Annotated in this window: 16 protein-coding genes, 2 tRNA genes and 1 riboswitch; of the genes, 3 read left to right on the top strand and 15 right to left on the bottom strand. The window is 51.4% G+C overall.

Annotation, left to right across the window (positions count from 1 at the left end):
- Positions 1-301 precede the first annotated feature (301 nt).
- The 3 genes from BLT02_RS08770 to metK all read right to left on the bottom strand — a co-directional run bounded on the left by BLT02_RS08770 (position 302) and on the right by metK (position 2148).
- Positions 302-390: transfer RNA gene (locus BLT02_RS08770), tRNA-Ser, on the bottom strand.
- A 58-nt stretch (positions 391-448) separates the two neighbouring features.
- Positions 449-534, bottom strand: a tRNA-Ser gene (locus BLT02_RS08765).
- A 429-nt stretch (positions 535-963) separates the two neighbouring features.
- On the bottom strand, positions 964-2148 hold the full coding sequence (metK, locus tag BLT02_RS08760) for a methionine adenosyltransferase (RefSeq protein ID WP_092993884.1): 1185 nt from the start codon (positions 2146-2148) through the stop codon (positions 964-966).
- Between the two features lie 342 nt (positions 2149-2490).
- Positions 2491-2626, bottom strand: a riboswitch (SAM riboswitch).
- A 460-nt stretch (positions 2627-3086) separates the two neighbouring features.
- Between metK and BLT02_RS08755 the strand changes: the two genes are divergently transcribed.
- Together BLT02_RS08755 and BLT02_RS08750 are read left to right on the top strand one after the other, a co-directional pair.
- On the top strand, positions 3087-3470 hold the full coding sequence (locus BLT02_RS08755) for a hypothetical protein (RefSeq protein WP_139187507.1): 384 nt from the start codon (positions 3087-3089) through the stop codon (positions 3468-3470).
- 85 nt (positions 3471-3555) lie between these two features.
- Positions 3556-4275: a DUF975 family protein gene (locus BLT02_RS08750; protein WP_092993878.1), complete on the top strand. Its 720-nt coding sequence runs from the start codon at positions 3556-3558 to the stop codon at positions 4273-4275.
- A 28-nt stretch (positions 4276-4303) separates the two neighbouring features.
- Here BLT02_RS08750 and BLT02_RS08745 read toward each other — a convergent pair whose 3' ends face one another.
- The 6 genes from BLT02_RS08745 to BLT02_RS08720 form a co-directional block, all read right to left on the bottom strand.
- The gene (locus tag BLT02_RS08745; RefSeq protein WP_175453756.1) at positions 4304-7579 is read right to left on the bottom strand and encodes a S8 family serine peptidase; all 3276 of its coding nucleotides are present in this window, start codon (positions 7577-7579) and stop codon (positions 4304-4306) included.
- A complete protein-coding gene (clpX, locus tag BLT02_RS08740) occupies positions 7557-9308 on the bottom strand; it encodes an ATP-dependent Clp protease ATP-binding subunit ClpX (protein WP_242869745.1) in 1752 nt (583 codons plus the stop codon). Before clpX ends, BLT02_RS08745 begins: the two co-directional genes overlap by 23 nt.
- 361 nt (positions 9309-9669) lie before the next feature.
- Entirely contained in the window at positions 9670-11754 is a 2085-nt protein-coding gene (locus BLT02_RS08735; protein ID WP_092993872.1) for a S1C family serine protease, read from the bottom strand.
- Positions 11755-11875: 121 nt separating this feature from the next.
- Entirely contained in the window at positions 11876-12154 is a 279-nt protein-coding gene (locus tag BLT02_RS08730; protein WP_092993869.1) for a hypothetical protein, read from the bottom strand.
- 264 nt (positions 12155-12418) lie between these two features.
- Positions 12419-13648 (bottom strand): UTP--glucose-1-phosphate uridylyltransferase, encoded by a 1230-nt coding sequence (locus tag BLT02_RS08725; RefSeq protein ID WP_092993867.1) that lies wholly within the window; start codon positions 13646-13648, stop codon positions 12419-12421.
- Positions 13649-13802: 154 nt separating this feature from the next.
- A complete protein-coding gene (locus BLT02_RS08720) occupies positions 13803-14591 on the bottom strand; it encodes a YlmH/Sll1252 family protein (protein WP_092993864.1) in 789 nt (262 codons plus the stop codon).
- 167 nt (positions 14592-14758) lie between these two features.
- Here BLT02_RS08720 and BLT02_RS08715 point away from each other — a divergent pair, with 167 nt between their 5' ends.
- Positions 14759-15019 carry a helix-turn-helix domain-containing protein gene (locus BLT02_RS08715; protein WP_092993861.1) on the top strand — a complete coding sequence of 87 codons (261 nt, stop codon included), beginning with the start codon at positions 14759-14761 and terminating at the stop codon, positions 15017-15019.
- Between the two features lie 203 nt (positions 15020-15222).
- Here BLT02_RS08715 and scfB read toward each other — a convergent pair whose 3' ends face one another.
- From scfB to BLT02_RS08680, 6 genes are all read right to left on the bottom strand, one after another.
- A complete protein-coding gene (gene scfB / locus BLT02_RS08710; RefSeq protein WP_092993858.1) occupies positions 15223-16617 on the bottom strand; it encodes a thioether cross-link-forming SCIFF peptide maturase in 1395 nt (464 codons plus the stop codon).
- A gap of 142 nt (positions 16618-16759) precedes the next feature.
- Complete coding sequence (gene scfA / locus BLT02_RS08705) at positions 16760-16909, bottom strand: six-cysteine ranthipeptide SCIFF (protein ID WP_092993855.1); 150 nt, start codon at positions 16907-16909, stop codon at positions 16760-16762.
- A gap of 250 nt (positions 16910-17159) precedes the next feature.
- Positions 17160-18800 carry an aminotransferase class I/II-fold pyridoxal phosphate-dependent enzyme gene (locus BLT02_RS08700; RefSeq protein ID WP_092993852.1) on the bottom strand — a complete coding sequence of 547 codons (1641 nt, stop codon included), beginning with the start codon at positions 18798-18800 and terminating at the stop codon, positions 17160-17162.
- A gap of 331 nt (positions 18801-19131) precedes the next feature.
- A complete protein-coding gene (gene mscL / locus BLT02_RS08690) occupies positions 19132-19602 on the bottom strand; it encodes a large conductance mechanosensitive channel protein MscL (RefSeq protein WP_092993921.1) in 471 nt (156 codons plus the stop codon).
- A gap of 233 nt (positions 19603-19835) precedes the next feature.
- Positions 19836-20195, bottom strand: coding sequence for an Hpt domain-containing protein (locus BLT02_RS08685; RefSeq protein ID WP_092993847.1), 360 nt, complete (start codon positions 20193-20195; stop codon positions 19836-19838).
- A 276-nt stretch (positions 20196-20471) separates the two neighbouring features.
- Positions 20472-21941, bottom strand: coding sequence for an LCP family protein (locus BLT02_RS08680; RefSeq protein ID WP_092993844.1), 1470 nt, complete (start codon positions 21939-21941; stop codon positions 20472-20474).
- Positions 21942-22173: the final 232 nt, after the last annotated feature.

The raw sequence follows: 22173 nt of genomic DNA, 5'->3' as shown, positions 1-22173 counted from the left end.
GGTCGTTAATGACCTTCTAAATATAAGGAATATATTCAGGGTTGCATTTCTGTCTTGTTCTCATATAAGGTTGGAAATGTGTTCCGGAGCCTGCAGGGCAGGTCCCCGTTTTTGTTTCGCTGCCGTGCTTTTGTCTTGCGCGACAACTTCTATAACCTATCACAGCTTTTCGATTCTGTCAACTACTTTTTTAATTTTTTTTAAAAAAACTTGTTTTCGCAGCTGAGCGGCTGTGATTTAGGGAACAAAAAAATGAAACGAACCATCTAGAGATCACGTCGGTTCATTTCATCTTTTTGAGCGGAGAAAGAGGGATTTGAACCCTCGCGCCGGTTCTCCCGACCTACTCCCTTTCCAGGGGAGCCCCTTCGGCCTCTTGGGTATTTCTCCAAAAAGATACCTACCAATGTGGTATATTAAATTATTACAACACAAAGAAGTTCTTTAGCGGAGAGGATGGGATTCGAACCCATGTGCCCGTTAGGACAAACGGTTTTCAAGACCGCCTCGTTATGACCGCTTCGATACCTCTCCGGATCGGTTTTTCTGTCCGGCGTTTTGATTTTAATATCTCGCGCGAACAAATGATATATTACCAAAAAGGGTACTATGTGTCAATGGCTTTTTTAAAATTTTTCCAACCATTTTTCAGCCCCATTTTTCAGCCACTTTTCAGTGTACTTGTTCAGCGCCATTTCTCAACGCCATTTCCACCTTTTTCCGCTTTTTTACGTCTTTCTCCACCTTCGCTTTTCCGATGTGCTCTTCTATCCTGTTTCCTATTCCGATGGTTCCCTATTCCGGTGAGAAAAAGTCCGGCGGGATAAAACCCGCCGGAATGGGATTGCCTGAATTGTGAATCTTATAAGTCGTCTGAATCCGTCATCAACCGGAGACAAAACGGTAAATACAATGAATAGCGGCAGGGCACACCCGGTTCACCGACCTGTTCCTGTGCATTCATTACTGGTCCGCGAGCCGGGCACGAAGGTGATCGACACGGTCAAGTCTCTCCCAGGGCAGGTCGAGATCAGACCTTCCAAAGTGTCCGTAGGCAGAAGTCTGTCTGTAGATCGGTCTGCGGAGGTCGAGCATCCTGATGATGCCGTCGGGACGAAGGTCAAATTCTTCGGTGATGATCTCTGCTATTCTTTCATCCGGGATCCTGCCTGTCCCGAAGGTATCAACCAGGATGGCCATGGGACGGGCGACACCGATCGCATAGGAGAGCTCGATCTCCATCTTGTCCGCAAAACCTGCAGCGACAAGGTTCTTGGCAACATACCGGGCGGCGTAAGCTGCACTTCGGTCAACTTTTGTGCAGTCTTTTCCGGAGAAAGCACCGCCGCCATGGCGGGCATAGCCGCCGTAAGTATCAACAATGATCTTGCGGCCGGTAAGGCCGGCATCTCCGTTAGGGCCGCCGACGACAAATCGGCCGGTGGGGTTGATGTAGTATTTTGTATTCTGGTCTGCCATCCCCTCAGGGATAATTTTGTCGATCACATATTTCCGCATATCCTCATGGATCTGTTCCTGCGTGATCTCCGGATCGTGCTGCGTGGAGAGGACAACAGCCTCAATACGGGCAGCCTTTCCGTTTTCATCGTACTCAACAGAAACCTGTGCCTTGCCGTCCGGGCGAAGATAAGGAAGCGTACCATCTTTGCGGACCTGGGCAAGCCTGCGGGTAAGAGCATGCGCGAGGTAGATGGGCATCGGCATGTAGTCTTCCGTTTCATTGGAAGCAAAGCCGAACATCATGCCCTGATCTCCTGCACCGGTCTCCATGGCATCTTCATCCGAGCGATTCTCCAGCGCATTATTGACGCCCATGGCGATATCAGGAGACTGGCGGTCAAGGGCGACCATGACCGCACAGGTGCCGGCATCAAAGCCGATGTCGGAACTTGTGTATCCGATCTCCCGGATCGTCCTGCGGGCGACTTCCTGGAAATCGACCAGAGCTTTGGAGGTAATCTCTCCGCAAATGATGACAAAACCTGTAGACGCCATGGTTTCACAGGCCACACGGCTCATGGGATCCTGCTCGATGCAGGCATCCAGAATGGCGTCCGAGATTGCGTCGCACACTTTGTCAGGATGACCTTCTGTCACTGATTCTGAAGTAAAAATGTACCTTCCCATATTTTCTGTATTAACCTCTCTTTTTTAACCTTTCTTTAATGGTAAGTATTTACCTTTTAATGATAAGTATTTAACTTTTAATGGTAAGTCTTTAATAGTAAAGCGTTTTGTGGCAAAGCCTTTAGTGGTAATACGTGTAATGATAATGCGTCTAATGATAATGCGTCTAATGAAAATGCGTTCAATGGTAATGTATCTGTGCTTTGGCTGACTAACGGGTACGCAATGAGTTAATATGCCGTGAACGGCTTATTTGTACTATTTATTTGCACGATTTATTACTTCGGGCAAAAAAACGAACTCCCACACGGGGAACATGTGGGAGGAAAAAAAGCTTCATCCCCCTTATTGTTCGAAACACCGATCCGGCTTCCGCTCAGGCAGGCACCTTCCCGTGTAATATGCACAGGCGAATATTACACAAAGGGGTTGCCGTGGCTTCACAGGTCCTATGTACCTCCACCACTCTGAATAAGAGAAAAGCATACGTTATTTAATTGGTTCGTTTATATTAAGTCACCCACATCTTCATGTCAAGGATTTTATTTTGTTTCATCTCCTTTTTACAGCATTTATTACAGTTCAGGCCTCATCCAGCCTTTCTGAACATGGGCAATCGCGAATGTAACACATCTGACATCAATTGTGTTGAAGGTGCCTGAGGCATGTGCTATAATTTCTTTTTCCAGTCAGACTGGAGGCGGCACAGAAGGCCGAAATGATCCGTCGTGTGCTCCTGGAGACGAGACAGGATTTTACATTTGAAGCAGTTCTGTCGACAGAGCGGAATCTTCTTCTTCTGGAAGAGGCGAAAAAAAACGGGTATCAAATCTGTGCAGTACTTGTGCTTACAAAGGACAGTTCGGTCAATGTGCGGCGTGTACGGACACCTGTCTGCAGTCAACTGCCTATAGTTAAAAAATGTAATAGGGTGAATTATGAATCAGGAAGAATATTATATGTACCGCCTGGAAAGGCTGGCTTTTATATCAGGCGCGGCTTCCATCCCCGCCACTTTTTTCCTTCCGGCTGTAGCGCCTTTTTTCCTGGGGTCTATGGCGATCGTCTTTGCGGTCCTTTCAAAAGGGGGAAATACAGGTTTTTCAAAGCGGGGAAAGAGGGCAGTTATTCTCGGAGTGACTGCGATCATCATAAATATTGTCTATGTCGCCTTTGCATTTAAGACTGTGCGGACCTTGTTGGCTGATCCTGCCGGGAGGCAGCAGATCGATGACATGCTGTACCGGCAGTATGGTGTGACTCTGGAAGAACTGCTGCCCGAATTGAAAAATGTTCCTTTTTTCAATATTTTTTCAAATTAGAAAGAAGTGAATGTCAGAAAGAAGTGAATGATCACAAGTTTTAGAAGGATTTTGCCGTCTGTCAGGACGATCCGGAGGTAATACAATGGCCCATCACAAATCCAACGCGGAGCTTGCAGCCGATGCCCGGCGCTCTCTTCTGGGGCACCTGAGTACAGCTGTATGGAGCCTTGTACTCTTTATGGGTATAAGTATGTCCATGAATCAGATTTTCACCAACATCTCAATAGGAAACAAAGAGGTCGATCTGGTCATATCCCTGGTAGTTCGATTTGTCACCTCCACTTTCGGCAGTCTTTTCGGGATCGGGCTCGCGTCGGTTTTTCTGAATCTTCAGTATGGGCAGCCCGCTGCGGTCAGGAATCTGTTTTACTGCTTTTCTGAAAATGCAGATAAATCGGTCCGGATGCGCGCTTTTCTTACGGCCGGTGAGATGCTTTGTCTGCTGCCCGTTCAGATCCTTATATATTTTACAAAAGAGGGGCAGACTCTTGCCAGATTACCCCTGATCCTGCCGGTCGGAGCAGTCTGTTTTCTTCTCTATGAGCTATGGACGCTCACTTTTTCACTGGCAAATTATCTGTTTCTGGACTTTCCTGAAATGGAGCCATCCCGGATCCTCCGCGCTTCCCGGCAAATAATGGCAGGGAACCGGATCCGTCTCTTTCTGCTGATCCTCCGTTCACTCCCCCTTCATCTTCTGGGGATCTTTTCTTTCGGGCTGGCAAATCTGTATGCCGGCTGTATACAATATGCCTGTGTCGCCGCCTTTTATAAGGACATGATGACACAGGCACAAAAATAAGTTCTTTGCATTTATGTTCATTTTATGTTCAGTTTATATTCAGAGTAAAAGGACAGGAACATAGCGCCTCTGCATCGATCAGGCTGCAGGATTCAGGATCCGGGATAGAAGACGCGTATTCCCTTTCTTCGAAGCTATGTCTGTCATAAACCGCCAGAACGCAGTTCCAGGTGATCATCCTGTCTGAGTATGAGGCAGGGCCGTATCCTTCAATACTCTCTGAAGAATATTCTTCCGGAGATTCCCACCCTTGCTCCGTTTCAAATTGATCCTGTTCCTGATCCAGCTCCTGTTCTCCGGGAGCTGTTTTTTCTGTCCAGGGAGAGAGGTCTGCTCTCAGGGAGAGCGCCCAGGTATCTTCATTTTTTACGGCACCGGTACGCGAGAGGATTCCTGCAGAGAAATACGTTTTGTCTTCATCCGGGTCTTCATCCGGGCCGGGAATGAGATCTACTGCACCCAGGAGTGTCTTCGTCCCGTCCTCTTCTTCGCGCAGCATCGCGAGGATATAATATATGTCTCTATTCTGCGCTGTGGCATCAGGGATCTCTCCGTCATCGACCGGAAACTGATCCGGAAACTGATCTGTCTGTCCGTTCAGTGCCGGGTCTCCTTGTCCAGGCAGGCGGATATCAGCAAGAAGATCCACAGACCGGTCGCCTGAACCTGCCGTATAGACTTCTTTTTCTAAAAATAGAGACAGAGATCTGTTCTCCTGCTGCTCAGCTGCCGGATCATAGAGGTTATCCGCTTCAGGATCAACATTGTTCCCGGTTTCAGGGGCAATGAAGTTCCCAGTTTCGGGGGCAGTGGAATTCTCTGCTTCCGGGTCAATAATAATCCCGGTTTCAGGGGCAATGGGGTTCTCCTCTTCTTCGGCTGTCTGCTCCGCTTCGGCAAACAGATTCTTTTCTTCAGCTGTCTGCTCCGCTTCGGAAAATGTATTCTCCTCTTCCTCCGGGGACTGGTCGGATGGAGCAGGGATATCTTCCTGCATATCCTCCTCTGCCGCTGCAATCTGAACCGGAGGGGCATATATATTCTCTTCCTCTGCTTCTGCAGACTGACCCGGAGAAATATATGTATTCTCTTCCTCTGTCGCTGCAGACTGGGCCGGAGGGGCATATGTATTCTCTTCCTCTGCCGCTGCAGACTGAACTGGTGCGGCATATGCATATTCTTCTTGCGCTGCCGCGGACTGGGCCGGAAGGACATCAATATTCTCTTCTGCCGCGATTTCCTGTGCTGCCGCGGCTGGCATCAGGGAAAGAGCTTCGTCATCAGCCAAAACAACCGGCTGTGACTTGGCGCTGGCTGTCACTGTCGCTTTGGGAAGAACGGTTACTTTACAGGCCGCCTTTTTACCGTTGGCAGTGATCGCTGTGATGGTTATGGTTCCCTCTCCTCTCGCCTTGACAGTTCCTTCGTGGACTGTGGCGACGGAATTGGATCCGGTCTTCCATGTCAGCGTCTTGTTTTCGGCGTTCGACGGACTTACTGTAGCTTTGAGCGTGTAGGATGAGCCTACATGAAGGGTTTTTGTGCTGAGGTTAAGCGTAACACCAGTGGGCTGGACCCCGATCACAGTCACCTTGCAGGAGCCTTTCTTGCCGCCTACACCCTCTGCGGTGATGGTGGCTGTCCCCTTCTTTTTTGCTGTCACTTTCCCGCTGGAAGAAACAGTCGCGACAGCCGTATTGCTCGAGGACCAGGTCAGCGCTTTCTGGCCGGCATAAGAGGGTGTGAGGGTGGCTTTAAGGGTCAGGGTCTTTTTGATTTCGATCTTCGCTGTGCTTTTATTGAGAGTCACCCTGAGAGGTTTGATGGGGCCCGTCATTTTCGGAAGGCCTTTTCCATAATAATCATCCTGGCCTGATGCCCCGAGATCCTGCACAAAGCTGCGCAGAAGTATTGCTGTTTTTGAGGATCCGTAGTTGGGATACATGAGGCGGTACATTGCCGCCGCTCCGGAAATATGGGGAGCGGCCATGGAAGTGCCGCTCGCAAGTGCGTATCCGCCTCCCACCCAGCAGCTGATGATATTGTCACCGGGTGCTGCCAGATCAACAGAAGATCCGTAATTGGAAAATGAGCAGCGCTTATAGTCAGAGTTGATGGCTCCCACAACGATGGGATTCGTCATATGTGCCGGGCAGATTTTTTTGGTATTCTCATTTTCGTTGCCCGAAGCGATCACAACTGTGACGCCGCTATTGTGGGCGTAATTAATACAATCTTCCAGATACTGGTAATGAGAGTAGCCGCCGAGACTGAGGTTGATCACCTTTGCGCCCTTGCTGACAGCATACCGGATCCCGTTGCCGACTACGGAGGGACTGCCCTCGCCGGAGGCGTTCATGACACGGACAGGCAGGATATAAACTTTAATCCCGGGTGTGCAGTCCACGACAGTTCCGGCGACATGAGTCCCGTGGCCGTTCTGATCCGAAGGAGTATAATCATCATCGACCAGATCGATTCCGGAAAGTATTCTTCCGTCCATTTTCTTATGGTAGGACACGCCGCTGTCCACAATGGCCACCTTGACCGATCTTGCCGTATAGCTCTTTACGTAAGCGGCGTATTTATCCGCCTGCAGCGCGGAAACTCCCCAGGACATGGAAGTTGAGGAAGTTGTCACAACGTTCTTCTTCAATGTGGCGTCATAGATATAGTCGAGGTTATTCAGCTCTGATTTGTCATAGGTATCGGCATCCGCCGCTTCCTTGCTCAAGGAAGACGTTCCCATGTCCTTCTCATAGCTGCTCTCATCATAGTAGATCTTTTTGACTTCATAATCGCCCAGGTCCAGTGTACAGTCGTCCGCATCCACATATCTGACTGAGGAGAGCTTTTTGAGGGAGGCGGCCGCCTTTTTCGCAGCGCTCTCAGAAGAGAACTGGACGATACTCACTCCGAAGCTGCTCTCCACAACAGTGGCGGCTTTGTACTTGGAAAAATCCACCTTTTTCCCGCTCTTTAATCCGACGATCAGTCTCGCCGAAGAATAGGGACGGGCTTTCCCGGTGGTCTTTACGGTCAGCCCCGGGTTCTTTTTTGCAAGCTTCGCGCTTTGTAAAGCAAAGGATTCATCTGTAGTAGTCTTGATGACCTTGGTTTTGGAACTGCCTGTCCCGGCCTGGGCGCGGAGCGGGCCGGTCAGGGAGAAGGCGGCGGCCAGCGAGAAAAAGAGACACAGCAAAAGCCCCGCAGACCGGGCTGGTATTCCTGAAGTGATTTTCTCTGCCCTTTGATTGCTGAAATCATCCTTCTTGTTGTTTTTATTCCGATTCGTTTTGCTCATTTTGCCGCCTTTCTTCATTCCCGGAAAGGTTCATTGCGATCTGTCTGGGGTGTTCCGTTCGTATACTGATCACGGGACCGCCCTTTCCTTCCACAAATGCGCGGGTGATGGTTACTGTTCCGATATTGTCGTCCTTGGGGATCTCATACATGATGTCCATCATAAAATCTTCGATCACAGAGCGAAGGGCGCGGGCGCCGGTATCCCGCTCCAGAGCCTTCGCGGCGATCGCTTCCAGGGCGTCGTCCTCGAACCGGAGGTCTACTTCGTCCAGGGCGAGGAGTTTCTGGTACTGTTTGAGGATAGCATTTCTGGGCTCCTTCAGGATCCTGACCAGCATCTCGGTATCCAGCCCCTGAAGGGTACAGAGGATGGGGAGACGGCCGATGAACTCGGGAATCATCCCGAACCGCCGAAGATCTTCGTTGGTCACCTTGTCGAGGATGTTTTTGTCGTTGTCAAAAGCGTCCCTGAGCTGTGCCCCGAAGCCGAAAGAGGTCTGTTTTCTCAGACGTTCACGGATAATGGTTTCGAGATTGGGGAATGCTCCTCCGCAGATAAAGAGGATATTGCGGGTGTTCACTGTGGCCAGCGGCACCATGGCGTTTTTGCTGCCTGCGCCGACGGGGACCTCGATCTCGGCTCCCTCGAGGATCTTCAAAAGGCCCTGCTGGACAGATTCTCCGCTGACATCGCGGGAATTGGTATTGCGTTTTTTGGCGATCTTGTCGATCTCATCGATAAATACGATGCCCTTTTCGGCCTGCTCGATATCATTGTCCGCCGCGGCGAGCAGTTTGGAGATCACGCTCTCGATATCATCTCCGATATAGCCCGCCTCGGTGAGGGCCGTGGCGTCGGAGATGGCCAGCGGGACGTCGAGGAGCTCAGCCAGGGTCCTGACAAGATAGGTCTTGCCGCAGCCGGTCGGTCCGATCAGCAGGATATTGGATTTTTCAATCTCGATCTCATCCATCGTCCCGGTCCGGACGCGTTTGTAATGGTTGTAAGCCGCGACAGAAATAAACTTCTTTGCCTTTTCCTGGCCGATGACGTACTTGTCCAGTTCCTCCTTGATCCTGTGAGGGGCGGGAATATCATCAATGGAAAAGACCGGCTTGTGCAGCCTCTTTTTCTTTTTTTTCACTTTGGGACCGGTCTGTCCGAAACCGCCGCCGTTTCCAAAGATGTCTCCCAGATTAAGGAATCGGATGGAAGGTCCTCTCTGAGCCTCTTCTTTGTGCTCCTCCTGACCGGATTCATCAGGTTCCTCATCCCCTCCGGAAAAGATGACTTCCGGTGTCGACCCGGAAAGGGTGTCGTCCTGTGCAGGAATGCGGATCTCGATCTCAACAGGGACATTCTCTTCCTCTGAGCCGGATCCGGAAGACAGGACTTCCTGATCCGCGACGGAATCCACGGAGTCTTTTTTGTCTTCGTTATTTTTCCCCGCTCCGGGAGGAGAAGTGCTCTCTTTCCTGTCCTGCTTTGGATTGACCGGATTACTGAACATACGGAAAAAGTCCTGGCCCTGCAGAGGATTTCCCATCAGGCCGGACAGATCCATATGCCCCGCAAAGTCCATCATTTTCTGCATACAGTCTCCGCAGACACACATACCTCCGGGAAGGTGGATCATTTTTCCTGCGGAAGTATCCGGTCTTCTGCACATCAGACAGTATTCTGTCACATGCTTATTATCATTTTCACGGTCATTTTGATTTGCCATAGATCATTCCTGTTAAAACGCTTTTGCTTTTTATCGGGTTTGAACACCTTCTTTGCCGGTTCAGCATTTTGGCGTCCGTCTGTGTATGATTCCGAAATACACGATTTGCCCCGTCCCGCTTTGCGCGGTCCGGGGCTACGTTAATTTTCTATCAGTATACAAAGTGTACAGCGCCTGTGTCAATGGACGTCAGAGCATCCATCCTTGGGCAATTTCTGAAATCTGTCTGCAAAAATATCGATCCTGCCGCCGTTTTCCGGCTGTACTGCAGTCTGTGTATAATCAAAATCGCTGCGGCCGGTGATCATCTGACGCATTCAGGATAACAAATGCATTGACCGGTGTTTTACCGGATGCGGGATCAGAAACCGAAGGATCCAAAAGGGAACATGTCAAACAGGTCTTCACCGCCTTCTTCCTCATAGGGGATTTCCTGCTGCCTGCGGTTCTGGTTTCCGCTGTCCTGAGAGTCGGAGGACTGAATATCACTTCTCTTTGACAGTGTAAGGGTGATTTCTCTCTCCTTGTATGAGCCTCCCTCCATGGGATGCTGGACTGTCAGGGTCACTTCCTCTCCCGCTTTATAGAAAGAGAGCTGCTCCTGGAGCGCTTCCATTCCATTGATCGTCTGGCCGTTGATCCCGGTGATGATGTCTCCCTGGCTCAGGTCGCTCTGCTGGGCTGCGCTTCCCTCAATGATCTCTTCAACATAGGCACCGACCGGAAGGCCATAGGCACTGGCCACATCTGATGTCACTGTGATGCCGAGGATGCCGAGAGCACCCTGTTCCTCCTCAGAGACCCTGGTCTTGCTCTCCTGGACTTTGAGTTCTTCAATGATTGGGATCGCCTTTGAGATCGGGATGGCAAAACCCATACCCTCGATCGCGCTCCCGCCGATCTTGTTGGAATTGATACCGATGACCTGGCCGGCGGAATTGAGCAGGGCTCCGCCGGAATTGCCGGGGTTGATCGCTGCGTCGGTCTGGATAAAGGTACCTGTGATCCCGTCTTCCGCTGTCATTTCACGGTTCAATGCACTGATATAGCCGACGGTCAAAGACTGTCCATAACCCAGAGCGTTTCCGATCGCAATTGCGCTCTCACCGATGCGCAGATCCTCTGAAGATCCGAGTTCGGCGATGGCGATCGACTCTCTGGTTTCAGCATTAAGCTCACTCAGGGGGACTGAGATGACCGCGAGGTCAGAACCCGGGTCAGTTCCCTTGAGCAAAGCCTCGCAGTTCTCTTCATTGATGAACTGGACACTGAGGCTGTCCGCGCCCTCGACCACATGGTTGTTAGTCACGATCAGGAGCTCATCATCCGTCTGATCTATGATGATGCCGGATCCCGTGGACTGTCCCTCCTGGGTATAGGGCCTTCCGAAGAACTGAGCCTCCTGGGTGAATTTATTATAGACGGAGACGATGGAGGGCATGACCTTTTCCGCGACGTCCGCTACGCCGCTGCCGACATCTTCCTCACTTGTATCTGAGCTCTGGACCCTGGAAATAGTGCTCTTTCCAGCGGCAGTGTCCTTTTTCTCCTCAGAAGTATTCTCCTCAGGGAGATCCTCCTCGATGACATCATCCCCACCAGCCGGAGAACCCTCTTCCTGTGCAGACTCATTTTTCTTCTTTGTCTCCGCACTGTTCTCTGATTTGCCCATTGTGATCCGGTCCTGTCCCTGAAGGGAGGCTTTTGCAGACTTACCGGATGCATAAGCGCCCGCTCCCGCACCAAGGATAAAGACAAGAATGACAGCAAGCACAAACGCCAGGGCTTTTCCCTTTTTCTGTTCAGGTTTCCTGGTTTTTCCCGGGTGGGACGGGCGGGACGGACCGCGCTGGTAGCTGTAATATCGGCTGCGGTTTCCTTCTTCCTGCGAGCCCGCGTCCCTGCCGGTCTCCGCATATGCGCTTTCAGATGCTCCGGAAGTACCGGACGGGGAATTCCCGCCGGCATAGGCTCTCGAACCAGAGCCTGTTCCTGCGATCAGATCAGGGCCTGAAGCAGAGGTTTCGCTTCCGTACGCTGACGTCTCACTTCTGAAGGTGTTTTCGAAAGTGCTTCCGGAGGCGCTTTCAGAAGAGGTTTCGGAAGAATTCATATCGGGAACTACCGGCACTTCCGGAGTCCGGGTATCCCCGCTGTATGAAGAGCCGTCCGAAGTCTCTGTATTCCGGCTGTAAGAAATGCTGTCCGCGGCCTCTGTATTCCGGCTGTAAGAAATGCTGTCCGCGGCCTCTGTATTCCGGCTGTAAAAAGTACTGTCCGCAGCTTCCGTATTCCGGCTGACAGGAGCGCTGTCCTCAGCCTCAGGCATATCCGGGACTGCCGGAACTTCCGGAGTATCTGACATATTGCCGGAATATACACCGGGCTCGGGATTTACACCGGGCTCTGTTCTGTTTTCTCCATTTTCAAATCTTTCCTCTGACATGGCAATCACCTTTCTTCCAGCTAAACGCTGTTAATGTTCTTTTATTATGAACTTCAGTTTAGAAGGGAATTGTGTTGTTTTTGTGTGTAATAATCAGAAAAAAGAAAACAACATTATTTTTTCACAAAATGAAATCGTCCTCTTCGATCACATAGATCTCCAGGTAATCGAAATTGATCTCCTCCATAAAGGCGTCTTTTGTAAAGCGCGCCCTGGAATGTCTCTGGAAATCCCGGACGACTGCATCAAGCCAGACAGGCACCGCCAGGTCAAACTCTGTGCAGGCCTGTTCCAGCGCCCGGAACACTTTATGTGTCCTGGTATCATCAGAGGGATCCTCGATCACCGTGTCTCTGACAAGGTGGTTGTCCCGCCATTGTCTAACCCATAGTCTGAACATATCCATCCTCTGCGAGGGCCCGGCCTGTCCGCTTTGCAGTCAGCGTCAAATCCGGGGCCCGTCCTGAAAAGGTGATTTGTTACTGGTCACCTGCTGACCAGCCTCGAAGTTCTTTCACTCCGGCGAACCGAAGGTTTGCCGGATGACGCACGGAAGCGGCAGCTCATGCCAGACATGTGCGAAAGATATTGACATGTCTTTGAAAAACGAGCCATGTCATCCCGCATCCGGTGCACAAGACCCGCAGGTGATTCTTGAATTCGATCAGAGTTCGATGCCGTTCTTGAGGCAGAGCTCTCTGGCGCTTTCGACGGAGTCAATTCCGGTCTTGTTTTTGATCGGTGCAAACTCGCGGGTGCGTTCAACCTCCACCGGCAGGCAACTGTCCAGTTCACGGACCATGTCGAGGACGAGCTGTTCAAACTTGTAGCCGTTGGGTTCCGCCGGGGAAACAGGATTTCCGTTCTCATCGAGGCAGGGAATCTTCTTTTCCACAATGTGGACAGGCAGGACCTCGTCCACGATCCTCTCGAGATCCTTTTCACGGAACAAGTAGTTCATGATGACACCGAAATTATAGGCGGGGTCGCCGTTTTCATTCTTTGTCTCCATCAGTTCAGGAGTCATCTCATAATATTCAATGATCGAGGGTCTGCCGTTTTGGAGGCACATGACGCCGACCTTTTCATCGGGCGCGGCCTTGCGGACGGTCTTTGCGCCGCAGGCGCTTCCGGAGGCGATCGTAGCTCCGACAAATACCGGGTCCGCGATCCGTTGCAGCACATTGTCGACCGCGAAGGTATTGAGCCACTCAATACCCAGCTCATGTACCTTGTCGATCAGGCCTGCGCGCTTCATAGAGAGGAACCACCCGCCATTGCCGTTGGGGGAGGTGGAGATCCTGCTTTTTGTCTCCATGTAGACCTTGCCGTTATAATCCGCCGCCGGGGCCATTTCCTGTTTAAAGAAAAAGACCATGGAGGGATCATAGCCGAAATAATTCATTTTTTTCATAAAACTGACGGTCTTGTCGTGGTTCTTGTCACTCGTCATGATAAAGAACGGGACAAAGATCCCGCCGGCCTCGTTGACGACATCCATGAGGTTGGAGACAAGGCGCTCCATGATATAGACGGGGTGGGTGAGTCCGATGTCATACATGCATTTGGGGTCATCAGATCCAAGACGGGTTCCCATGCCTCCGGCCAGAAGAACAGCGGCGACTTTTCCCTGCCGCACTGCCTCCAGACCGATCTTTTTGAACTCTTCCCTGCGTCTTGTGACCTCATCAAGTTCCATCGCGGCGATCGGGGAAATATTTTTCTCCTCTGCCGCTGCGTTCTTGTGATCCATATACTGAAGGATGGAAAAATCCGTCTCCTCCACCTGCTGAAGGAGCTCCGCTTTCTGTCCCTCATCGAGCTCATCATAATATTTCAGGACATGAAGCTGTCCATATTTTTCCAGTTTCCGGTATGCTTCCTCGTAAGTCATGATCTTCTCCTTCATTATTTTCGAATACTGTTTTATCCCGCTTTATATCTTTATCTGTGCTTTTATCAGTGCTTTTTTCGTGTGTTTTCCGTGTTTTTCGTGTTTTTCTTGTTTTCCGCATTTGCTGTATTTTCAGTTTTCAAAACAGGTATTCTCAGGAAAAAACGCTGGTGCGTACAAAGATTCTGCCCTTTCTGGTCTTTTTTTCTTCTCCCTCAAATATAAATTTGCCATGACCGCGGACGGAGATCCTGCATCCCTGCGCAGGTACATAGGAAGCTGATGTGATGGTCCTGCCGTCGGCAAAGACCTCTTCGGAAGCCACCAGGTCCTGGGCGGCGGACCTCGAAATATGAAAGACCATCGCGACAAGGCTGTCGATCCGGACGGAGGCAATACTCCCGCTCACCGGAGTCATCACCGGGCGGACAGTGCAGGCATCGGGCGGCACCCTGTCTATATCCACATGGGCCCTGCCCACGGTGACAAGATCCCGGATGATATGCTCCGCGACCGGGGCGAGCACGTAGACAAAGGCGCAGTCCCCCTCCCGGGTCAGAAGAATATCTCCTATCTGGTCCCTGCCGATCCCCAGGTGCATCAGGGCTCCGAGACAGTCCCTGTGTCCGATCTCCTTAGTAAACCGGGCGCCGCGCACCCTGATCCGCAGGCAGGCGATGAAGCCTTCCCCGCTGTCTTCCTGCCGGGTCAGCGTCTCTTCATCCATATAGGACGGAAGGAAATAAAGGACTTTCCTGTCCGCTTCCTCATGCCCTCCGTAAAAACAGGCCCTGACACCCGCTTTTTCGGTCTCCGGAACAGCCATGGACTGCTCGGACAGGGACAGGAATCCCGTGTGGGTGACATAATCATTTCTCATGGCCTGGTCCGCCAGATCCCGCACCCTTCCCGGGGAGAGCATGTCTTTTTCTCTTTTTTTCATGTTTTTACGTTTTCAGGTTTTAAGACAGGCTTTTTGCGGCCTTTTTTTGCGATTGACCTTTGTCTGATTCATATCCGGAGGCCGTCCTCTGATAAACTGGGAAAAACTGTCACCCCGCGGTACCTGTAATGAAGACCAGAAAGAAGAACAGAAAGGAAAAGCGCTAAATGAAAGATTCAGCCGGAAGAGATCTTCGCTGTCCTCCCCGCATTCTCGAACGGGTCATACGCCTGAGGAAACTGCACGGCTTCACCCAGAAGCAGGTAGCAGAAAGACTCGGGATCACCCAGCAGGCTTATTCCCAGTACGAACGCGGACTCCGGGCTATCCATATAGATATATTCGTCAGCCTGGCCCTTTTGTATGGCACAACTGTTGATTATATTCTGGGCCTTACCAACCTGGTCAGCCGGTCTGTAAATCCGTAAATCCGGTCGGCTGAACTGCAGAGGCATGAACCCTGTCAGCCGGTCTGCAGAGCTGTGAACCTTTGGCATGTGAGCTTTTCCAGAAGAGAAGGATGGTTTTGCGCCAGGATCATTATCCCCGCAACATCATCTCATCCTTTGTTCTGAAAAACAATGGATACCAGGGATAGAGTTTTTTCACCAGAGTCACTGCCCCGGTGGCATTATCCCTGCGCCGGTTTTTTCTTCATAGCCTGGGCTGCTTTGATCATCAGGGCACATTCGATTCTCTTTTTGAAAATCTCACAGCCGGTCCTGTAGGTCCCGTGAATGTCTCCTGTCGCATGGTAGGCATTGGCCGCGCAGCCTCCCGCGCAGTAGAGCCTTGCCCAGCAGTCGGCACATTCAGGGCGGGAATAGACATTGCAGAGTTTAAAGGAATCCCGCAGCTGCAGATTCGTGACGCCGCTCCAGATGTCCCCCATTTTGTATTCGGGATCATTGACAAACTGATGGCAGGGATAGAGATCGCCCGAAGCTGTCACAGCCAGGTATTCTGTTCCGGAACCGCAGCCTGAGATCCGTTTGTAGATGCAGGGACCGTGTTCAAGATCGATCATAAAGTGGTAAAAAGTGATCGGCTTTCCCTCTTCCTCCCGCCTGATCATATCCTTCGCCAGAATCTCGTACTGGTCAAAGATGACCGGCAGATCTTCCGGCCTCAGAGCCGAGGGACTGTCGGGATCCGCGACCACAGGTTCCATGGACAGCTCCGAGAAGCCGAGGTCATCGGCCATATGGAAGATGTCCCTGGTGAAATCCGTGTTGAAACGGGTGAAGGTTCCACGCATGTAATACCCTTTTCCACCTCTTTTTTCAACAAATCTCTGAAATTTAGGGACGATCCGGTCATAGCTTCCCCTGCCGGTATAATCCTTGCGGAAACGGTCATTGACTTCTTTTCGTCCGTCAAGGCTCAGGACCACATTGTGGCACTCCCGGTTGGCCCACTCAATGACTTCATCCGTGATGCCGATCCCGTTGGTGGTCAGTGTGAAACGGAAATTCTTCTTTTTTTCCTTCTCGATCGAGCGTGCATAGGCGACGAGTTCCTTGCAGACCTCAAAATTCATGAGGGGTTCGCCGCCGAAGAAGTCGACCTCCAGATTCCTGCGCAGGCCCGAATTTTCCACGAGGAAATCCAGGGCGCGTTTTCCTGTCTCAAAGGACATCAGTCCGTGCTGACCCTTGAAATTCCCCTGTGCGGCAAAACAGTAGCTGCAGTTGAGGTTGCAGGTATGCGCCACCAGAAGGCACAGGGCTTTGATGACGGTACTGCGTTTTTTGAGGTCAAATGCCTTGTCTTCAAAAGTCTCAGTGGAAAAAAGCTTTCCCGCCGCGCGCAGTTCCTCAATGTCGTCCAGACTGTCCCGGACATCCTGAGCCGTCACCCCGCGCCCGGAAAAGCGCTCTGAAAGCTCCTTGATGATCCTGTCCTGCGGCCATCCTTCGTCCGTCAGCCGGACCGCCTCGAAGGCCAGATCATCCGTCACGTGGATACTGCCGCTGTTGACATCGAGGATAATATTGTAGCCGTTAAGTGTATACTGATGAATCATAGTTTCCTAAATCTTTGTTTCTGAAATATTTTTGTCTCTGACGCGCAATGAGCCATGCCCTCATCGAGTGCATGGCCCATAGTATGCATAATATGCGTCTCCAGATAAAGACCCTCTCCAGGGTCTGCCATCCTACAGTTCCTTACTCGGCGTCCTTGTTCTCACAGGGCTGATTTGCAACACCGCAGCTGGTTTTGCAGGCGCTCTGGCAGGAAGTCTGGCACTCGCCGCAGCCGCCGCTGACAGCGCTCTTTGCCATATCACGGGTATCCAATGTCACGATATGCTTCATATCAGGTTCCTCTCTATGTATTAAGAATAAAATGTATGCTTTACTGGAATTATTATATGGATAACCCCGCTAAAAGTCAACGTCTTGTGGTCTACTGTTGCCGTGGCCGCTGTCGCCGGGATGTTCTTATACACAGACCAGTTCGAAATAAATCTGTTACACGGTGTGCAGTCCATCAGCGGAACTGACGCAGCATGGCTCTGCGCAGGTTATTGGTCAGGGTGCGCCGGAAACCAACAGCAGCCTGCCTTTACTCGCGCAGGCAGAGGATGACTCCCTCTCTCCCCCTATGTCCATAAAAAGCTCTGCCGTTCTCCGTTTCTTTTTCCAGGATCTCCATGATCTTACGGGTGATGAACTCTCCGGGGATGAGAAAGGGGATCCCCGGGGGATAATCATACAGGTATTCCGCACAGATTCTGCCGGATGCCTCTGTTATAGGAACCTCCTCCGCTTCCTGCTCCGCCGCGCAGGCGATGGTGCAGGCGGTTACAGGCCGGATCATGAGCAGTTCCTGAACCGACAGGGCATCTGTACTGTCTGTACTGTCTAATCTGTTGGCAGGAGTATCAGGCAGCGTATCTTCTGCCCCGTCATCGAGTATACCAGGCGGCGTATCTTCTGCCCCGTCATCGAGTATATCTGGCAGTGTAACTTCTGTTCTGTCAGCAGGCATGTCAGGGAGCGTTCCTTCTGTCCTGTTTTTTTCAACAGAAACGGGCGCGGCGGCTTTCATATCCAGATCCAGAAGGGCTGCGGCAAGGCGGTCAAGGGCATCCTCGCTGTCGCAGGGGCTGCTCATTGCCAGTACGTGGAAGCCGCGGGCATATTCGGTCTCCAGGCGGAACTGATCTCTCAGGAGACCTGCAGCCTCCTGTCCGGTCATCCCTGCGCCGCGGGTGTTGATCAGGATCTTGCCAGGGTCATTAACAGCCGCGGACTGACTCCCATGTCCCAGAATCCTGATCTTTTGAAGGGAATGGACGGCTTCGTCAAAGCGGGCAAGTCTCTCCTTCCATTTTTCGAAGAGTTCTGCGCCCTCCTTTCTCAGGATACCGGTACATCCGTCCAGAGAAGCCAACAGGGGATAAGAAGGAGAACTGGTCTCAAAAATATCCAGTTCTCTTTCAATGCGGTCGGGGTCGACCAGTTTTCCATTGAGATGGAGCAGAGCGGTCTGCGTCAGGCTCGGGAGAGTCTTGTGCGGGCTCTGGATCACGAGATCCGCGCCGCAGGCGACTGCTCCTTTAGGGAAGCCGGCCTGACAGGACTGGGGAAGCAGATGGGCACCGTGGGCCTCATCCACCAGAACAGGGATATTTTTTTCATGGCAGATACTGCAGATCTCCTCTATTTCGGACAAAACGCCCTCGTAGGTCGGACTGGTCAGGATCACAGCTCTGGCAGAAGGGTGTTTGGCGAGCATTGCGCGGACCTGATCCGCGCGGATCCCGCCGCAGATCTCCCATTCCGGATCCATAGGCGGCATGATCCAGTGCACCCGGTATCCGGACAGCTCCAGCGCGTGGAATACGGCTTTATGGCAGTTTCTGGCACAGAGGACTTCGCTCCCGCGGCCGGTCAGAGCCCGGATCCCCGCCAGCAGGCCGCAGGTGCTCCCGCCCACCAGATACCAGGTCCTGTCCGCCCCGTACAGGGCGGCCGTTCTTTTCATGGCCTCCTCCAGGATCCCGTGCGCATCATGGAGGTCGTCCGTGCCGGGCACCTCGGTCACATCCCAGTCATACGGCAGTCCGGGGGCCGGCTGCACGCGCCGCTTATGGCCGGGCATGTGCAGGGGATACAGGTCCTGTGAGGCATATTTCTCCAGCTGTTTCTGCAGGATGCAGGTTTCTTCAGCACCTTCGGTGCAGATCTCTTCACTACCCATCTGTCTGGTTCCTCTTCTGTCTGGTTCCTTTTCTGTCCGGTTCCTTCCCGGATGCTCTTATCCTGTCTGGTTCCTCTTCTGTCTGGTTCCTTCCCGGATGCTCTTATCCTGTCTGGTTCTTGTGGATATTTTTTTGCCCGGGTTTTCAGAGTATAGAATAGTATAGAATAATAAATTTCCAGAATCCAGAATATAGAATAATAAAAATGAACGGGGATGTCCGCCGGCCTGCATGGCAGCAGTCATCCCCGTTTCTGTTTTTTCCGTCCTGTCCTGCAGGTCTTCACAAGACTCTGGGAACAGGTTCAAAAAGCTGTTCTCAGGACAATGATCACGCCTGAGCAGCTGCTTCCTCGGCTTCCTTGATCATCTGGATCTCTTCCTCGGACAGTTCCAGTGTAGAAGCGCAGTGAGGGCACTTTGTCGCACCCATTGCGACGTCTTCGCTCTTGCAGTAAGGGCACATCTTGGTCGTGGGAGCCGCCTCTTCTTCAGGCTTTTTCACCTTGGAAGCCGCAGCGTTCAGCGCCTTGATGATTGAGAACAGGATAAAGGCCATGATCAGGAAATTGATCACTGCTGTGATAAACTTACCATAAGCGAGTGTGACCTCACCACCCAGGCTGAGCTTGAGCTGGTCAAAATTCAATCCGCCGAAAACACCCAGGATAGGGCTGATAATGTCTTCGACAAGGGAGGTAACGATCGCGGTGAAAGCTCCGCCGATCATGATACCAACAGCCATATCCATGACATTGCCGCGGCTGATGAATTCCTTGAACTCATTCATAAAATCCTTCATACTTACACCTCTTTCTCTGCCGGCACCTACGGTGCCCTGCTCCGCGGTCTCCGCCTGAAGCAGATGCGGATACCGCTTCAATAAAACACCTGCAGCTGATCCTGCTCCGCTTATGTACACAGGTTAGAAACGATCCGGAGCATCTCTTCAGCTTACAGCAATCTATTGTAGCAGATTATTTCAAAACCACAATATATAATTTTTATATATTTTTAATAAACATCTGCTTCTGATCAAACTTGATCAAGCTGCCCAATGCTCTCCACAATACTCCTGTATCTCTGCCGCAGAGCAGGCATGTTCTGCATTCCCGCCTCCAGATTTCCGGACCTAAGATCCTCAGTCACTTTGTTGCACTCTTTATACAGTCCGGAAAATCCCATATTCAGACATACTCCCTTGAGAGTATGCACTGCGCGGAAGGCCTCCTGTACATTTCCCTGTTCCAGAGCTTCCTCCAGACTTTCAAAACTCGGGTCTGACAGGAACATCTTTAAAAACCGGGCCACCCGTTTCTCATCAGCCAGATGGCTGATCACCTCCTGATAGTTTCCTCCCGTCCTGCTGTAAAACTCACTGATCGTCAATCCCATATTCCGGCCCTATCCTTTTTTATTGTCTGCGGCAGAGGAAGCATCAAATACTTTACGGCGCTTCTCTTGCTTCTTATAGCTTCTATATCTTATTTGTAGCTTCTATATCTTATTTGGATACCTCATTTATCTCGTCCAGCCAGCTCTTTATCCAGGCTTCTAAACCTGATATCCAGGCTCCTGAATCTGTTCTCCAGGCTCCCGAATCTGTACTCCAAATTTCTAATATCTATTCTCCATAAATGATTTGGATCTGTATTTTGAAAGAATAAAAACTCAATAGTACGGCTGGAAGTTGTTCCGGATGTATTCATTCCTCTCAGCCGCCTCTTCGGAAATAATGTAATTTTCCTCTCCAAACAGGAAGGAATGCAGCCAGCAGATGTTTTCCTCCAGATCCAGCGGAAGGATGAACTCGCCGTCTTCGTAGGTGCTGCCAAAGCCCCGGTACTCTTCCTGGGGCAGGCCTCCGGTGCCTGCAAGCTCCAGGTTGGACGCCTTCATGATCAGGTTCAGCAGTTCGGCCGTGGAGAGAGAGGTGGCCATGTCCCCCACAACATTATTGGCGACAGCCACCAGGGCGGTGGGTCCTGACTCCCTGGCCTTGTCGAGCGTCTTCTGCAGGACTGTCCTCTGCCTCTCGGCACGCTTAAAATCATCTCCCGCCGTGTAGCGGATCCTGCTGTAAGCGGTGGCCTGGATCCCGTTCATAAGAACAGCGCCGGACTCTTCGACCGGTGTATCCTCTGTCCCCAGCTCCAGATGCATGTCATGGACATACTGGTTGAGGTATTCCCTCTCCTCCTCATCGATCTGGATCTCGATGCCGCCCAGGGCATCGATCGTGTGGGCGAGTCCTTCGAATCCCACGGTCACGAAATCGACGATGTTCAGGTCAAAATTCTGATTGAGCATGTTGATCGCCTGTGCCGGACCGCCCAGGGCATAGGCGGAGTTCGCCTTGGTATAATATCCGTCGCCGACTTCCAGGATCGTATCGCGGTAAACAGAGACGAGGCGGATTTCCCCTGTCTCCTCATGGATAGAGCATACCATCATGCTGTCGCTGCGGTTATCTCCTTCCAGCAGGTCTCCCGAACGGGAATCCACGCCAAACAGGGCGATATTTTTATAACCCTTCATCTTTTCGTTGTTTTTGACCTGCGGTGAGATCCCCAGCTTTAAGGTTTCCTCCAGATCCACAGAATTTACTCTCTGCAGATTCAGGACTTTCCGCATTTTGAAAAAGAAAAAGCCTCCCACTATGCATACGAGCAGAAGCAGGACAAATAAGATCCGCAGAAAAATACCCGGGCCTTTTCTTTTTTTCTGTCTCCCCTGATCATTCTGACCGTGACCGCCCTGATCATTCCTGCCGTTTTCAGGCCCCTGGTCCATGACCGGCTCCTGCCGGGACCTGCCCCGGCCGTCTGAGCGGTCCATACGATTGTCCCCGCTGCGGCTGCCGGACGAAGGTCCGCCTGATGAAGAACTGTCCGCCATGCGGCGGGCTGAATTCGCTGCCCTCGCCCTCTCTACAGCACTGCTTCGGGAACCGTATCTTTTCTCTCTGGAACGGACATACTCCTCGTAGTCCTCTTCATCCTCAAGAGACATTTCCATGGGTTCCTGCGGCCTGCGGCTTCCTGCCCCTCCGCTGTTTCCCGTATACCACGGGGAGCCAGCGCCTCTGCGGCGTCTTTCATCATTTTCGCGGTCACTGTTGTCTCTGCTGTAAACAGCCATGATATTCTCTCCATTTATTTGTACCCGCAGGATGCGGGATCGTATCTGAAATAAAACTACTTAAAAATAATAAAAAATAATAAAACCACATATATCATGCAGTGAAAGTGAACTGCAGTGAAAGTTCGGTGAAAGGATTATAACGGGACAGAGTTTTTTTCTCAAGTCCTTAATGAAATAAACTGAACCGTACAGAAAAATATACCGAAAACAGGCCAGGATGCTGAATTTC

The sequence above is a fragment of the Sarcina sp. DSM 11001 genome (assembly GCF_900101015.1).
Classification (GTDB): Bacteria; Bacillota; Clostridia; order Lachnospirales; family Lachnospiraceae; genus CAG-791.
This window is presented reverse-complemented; position numbering and strand designations above follow the sequence as displayed.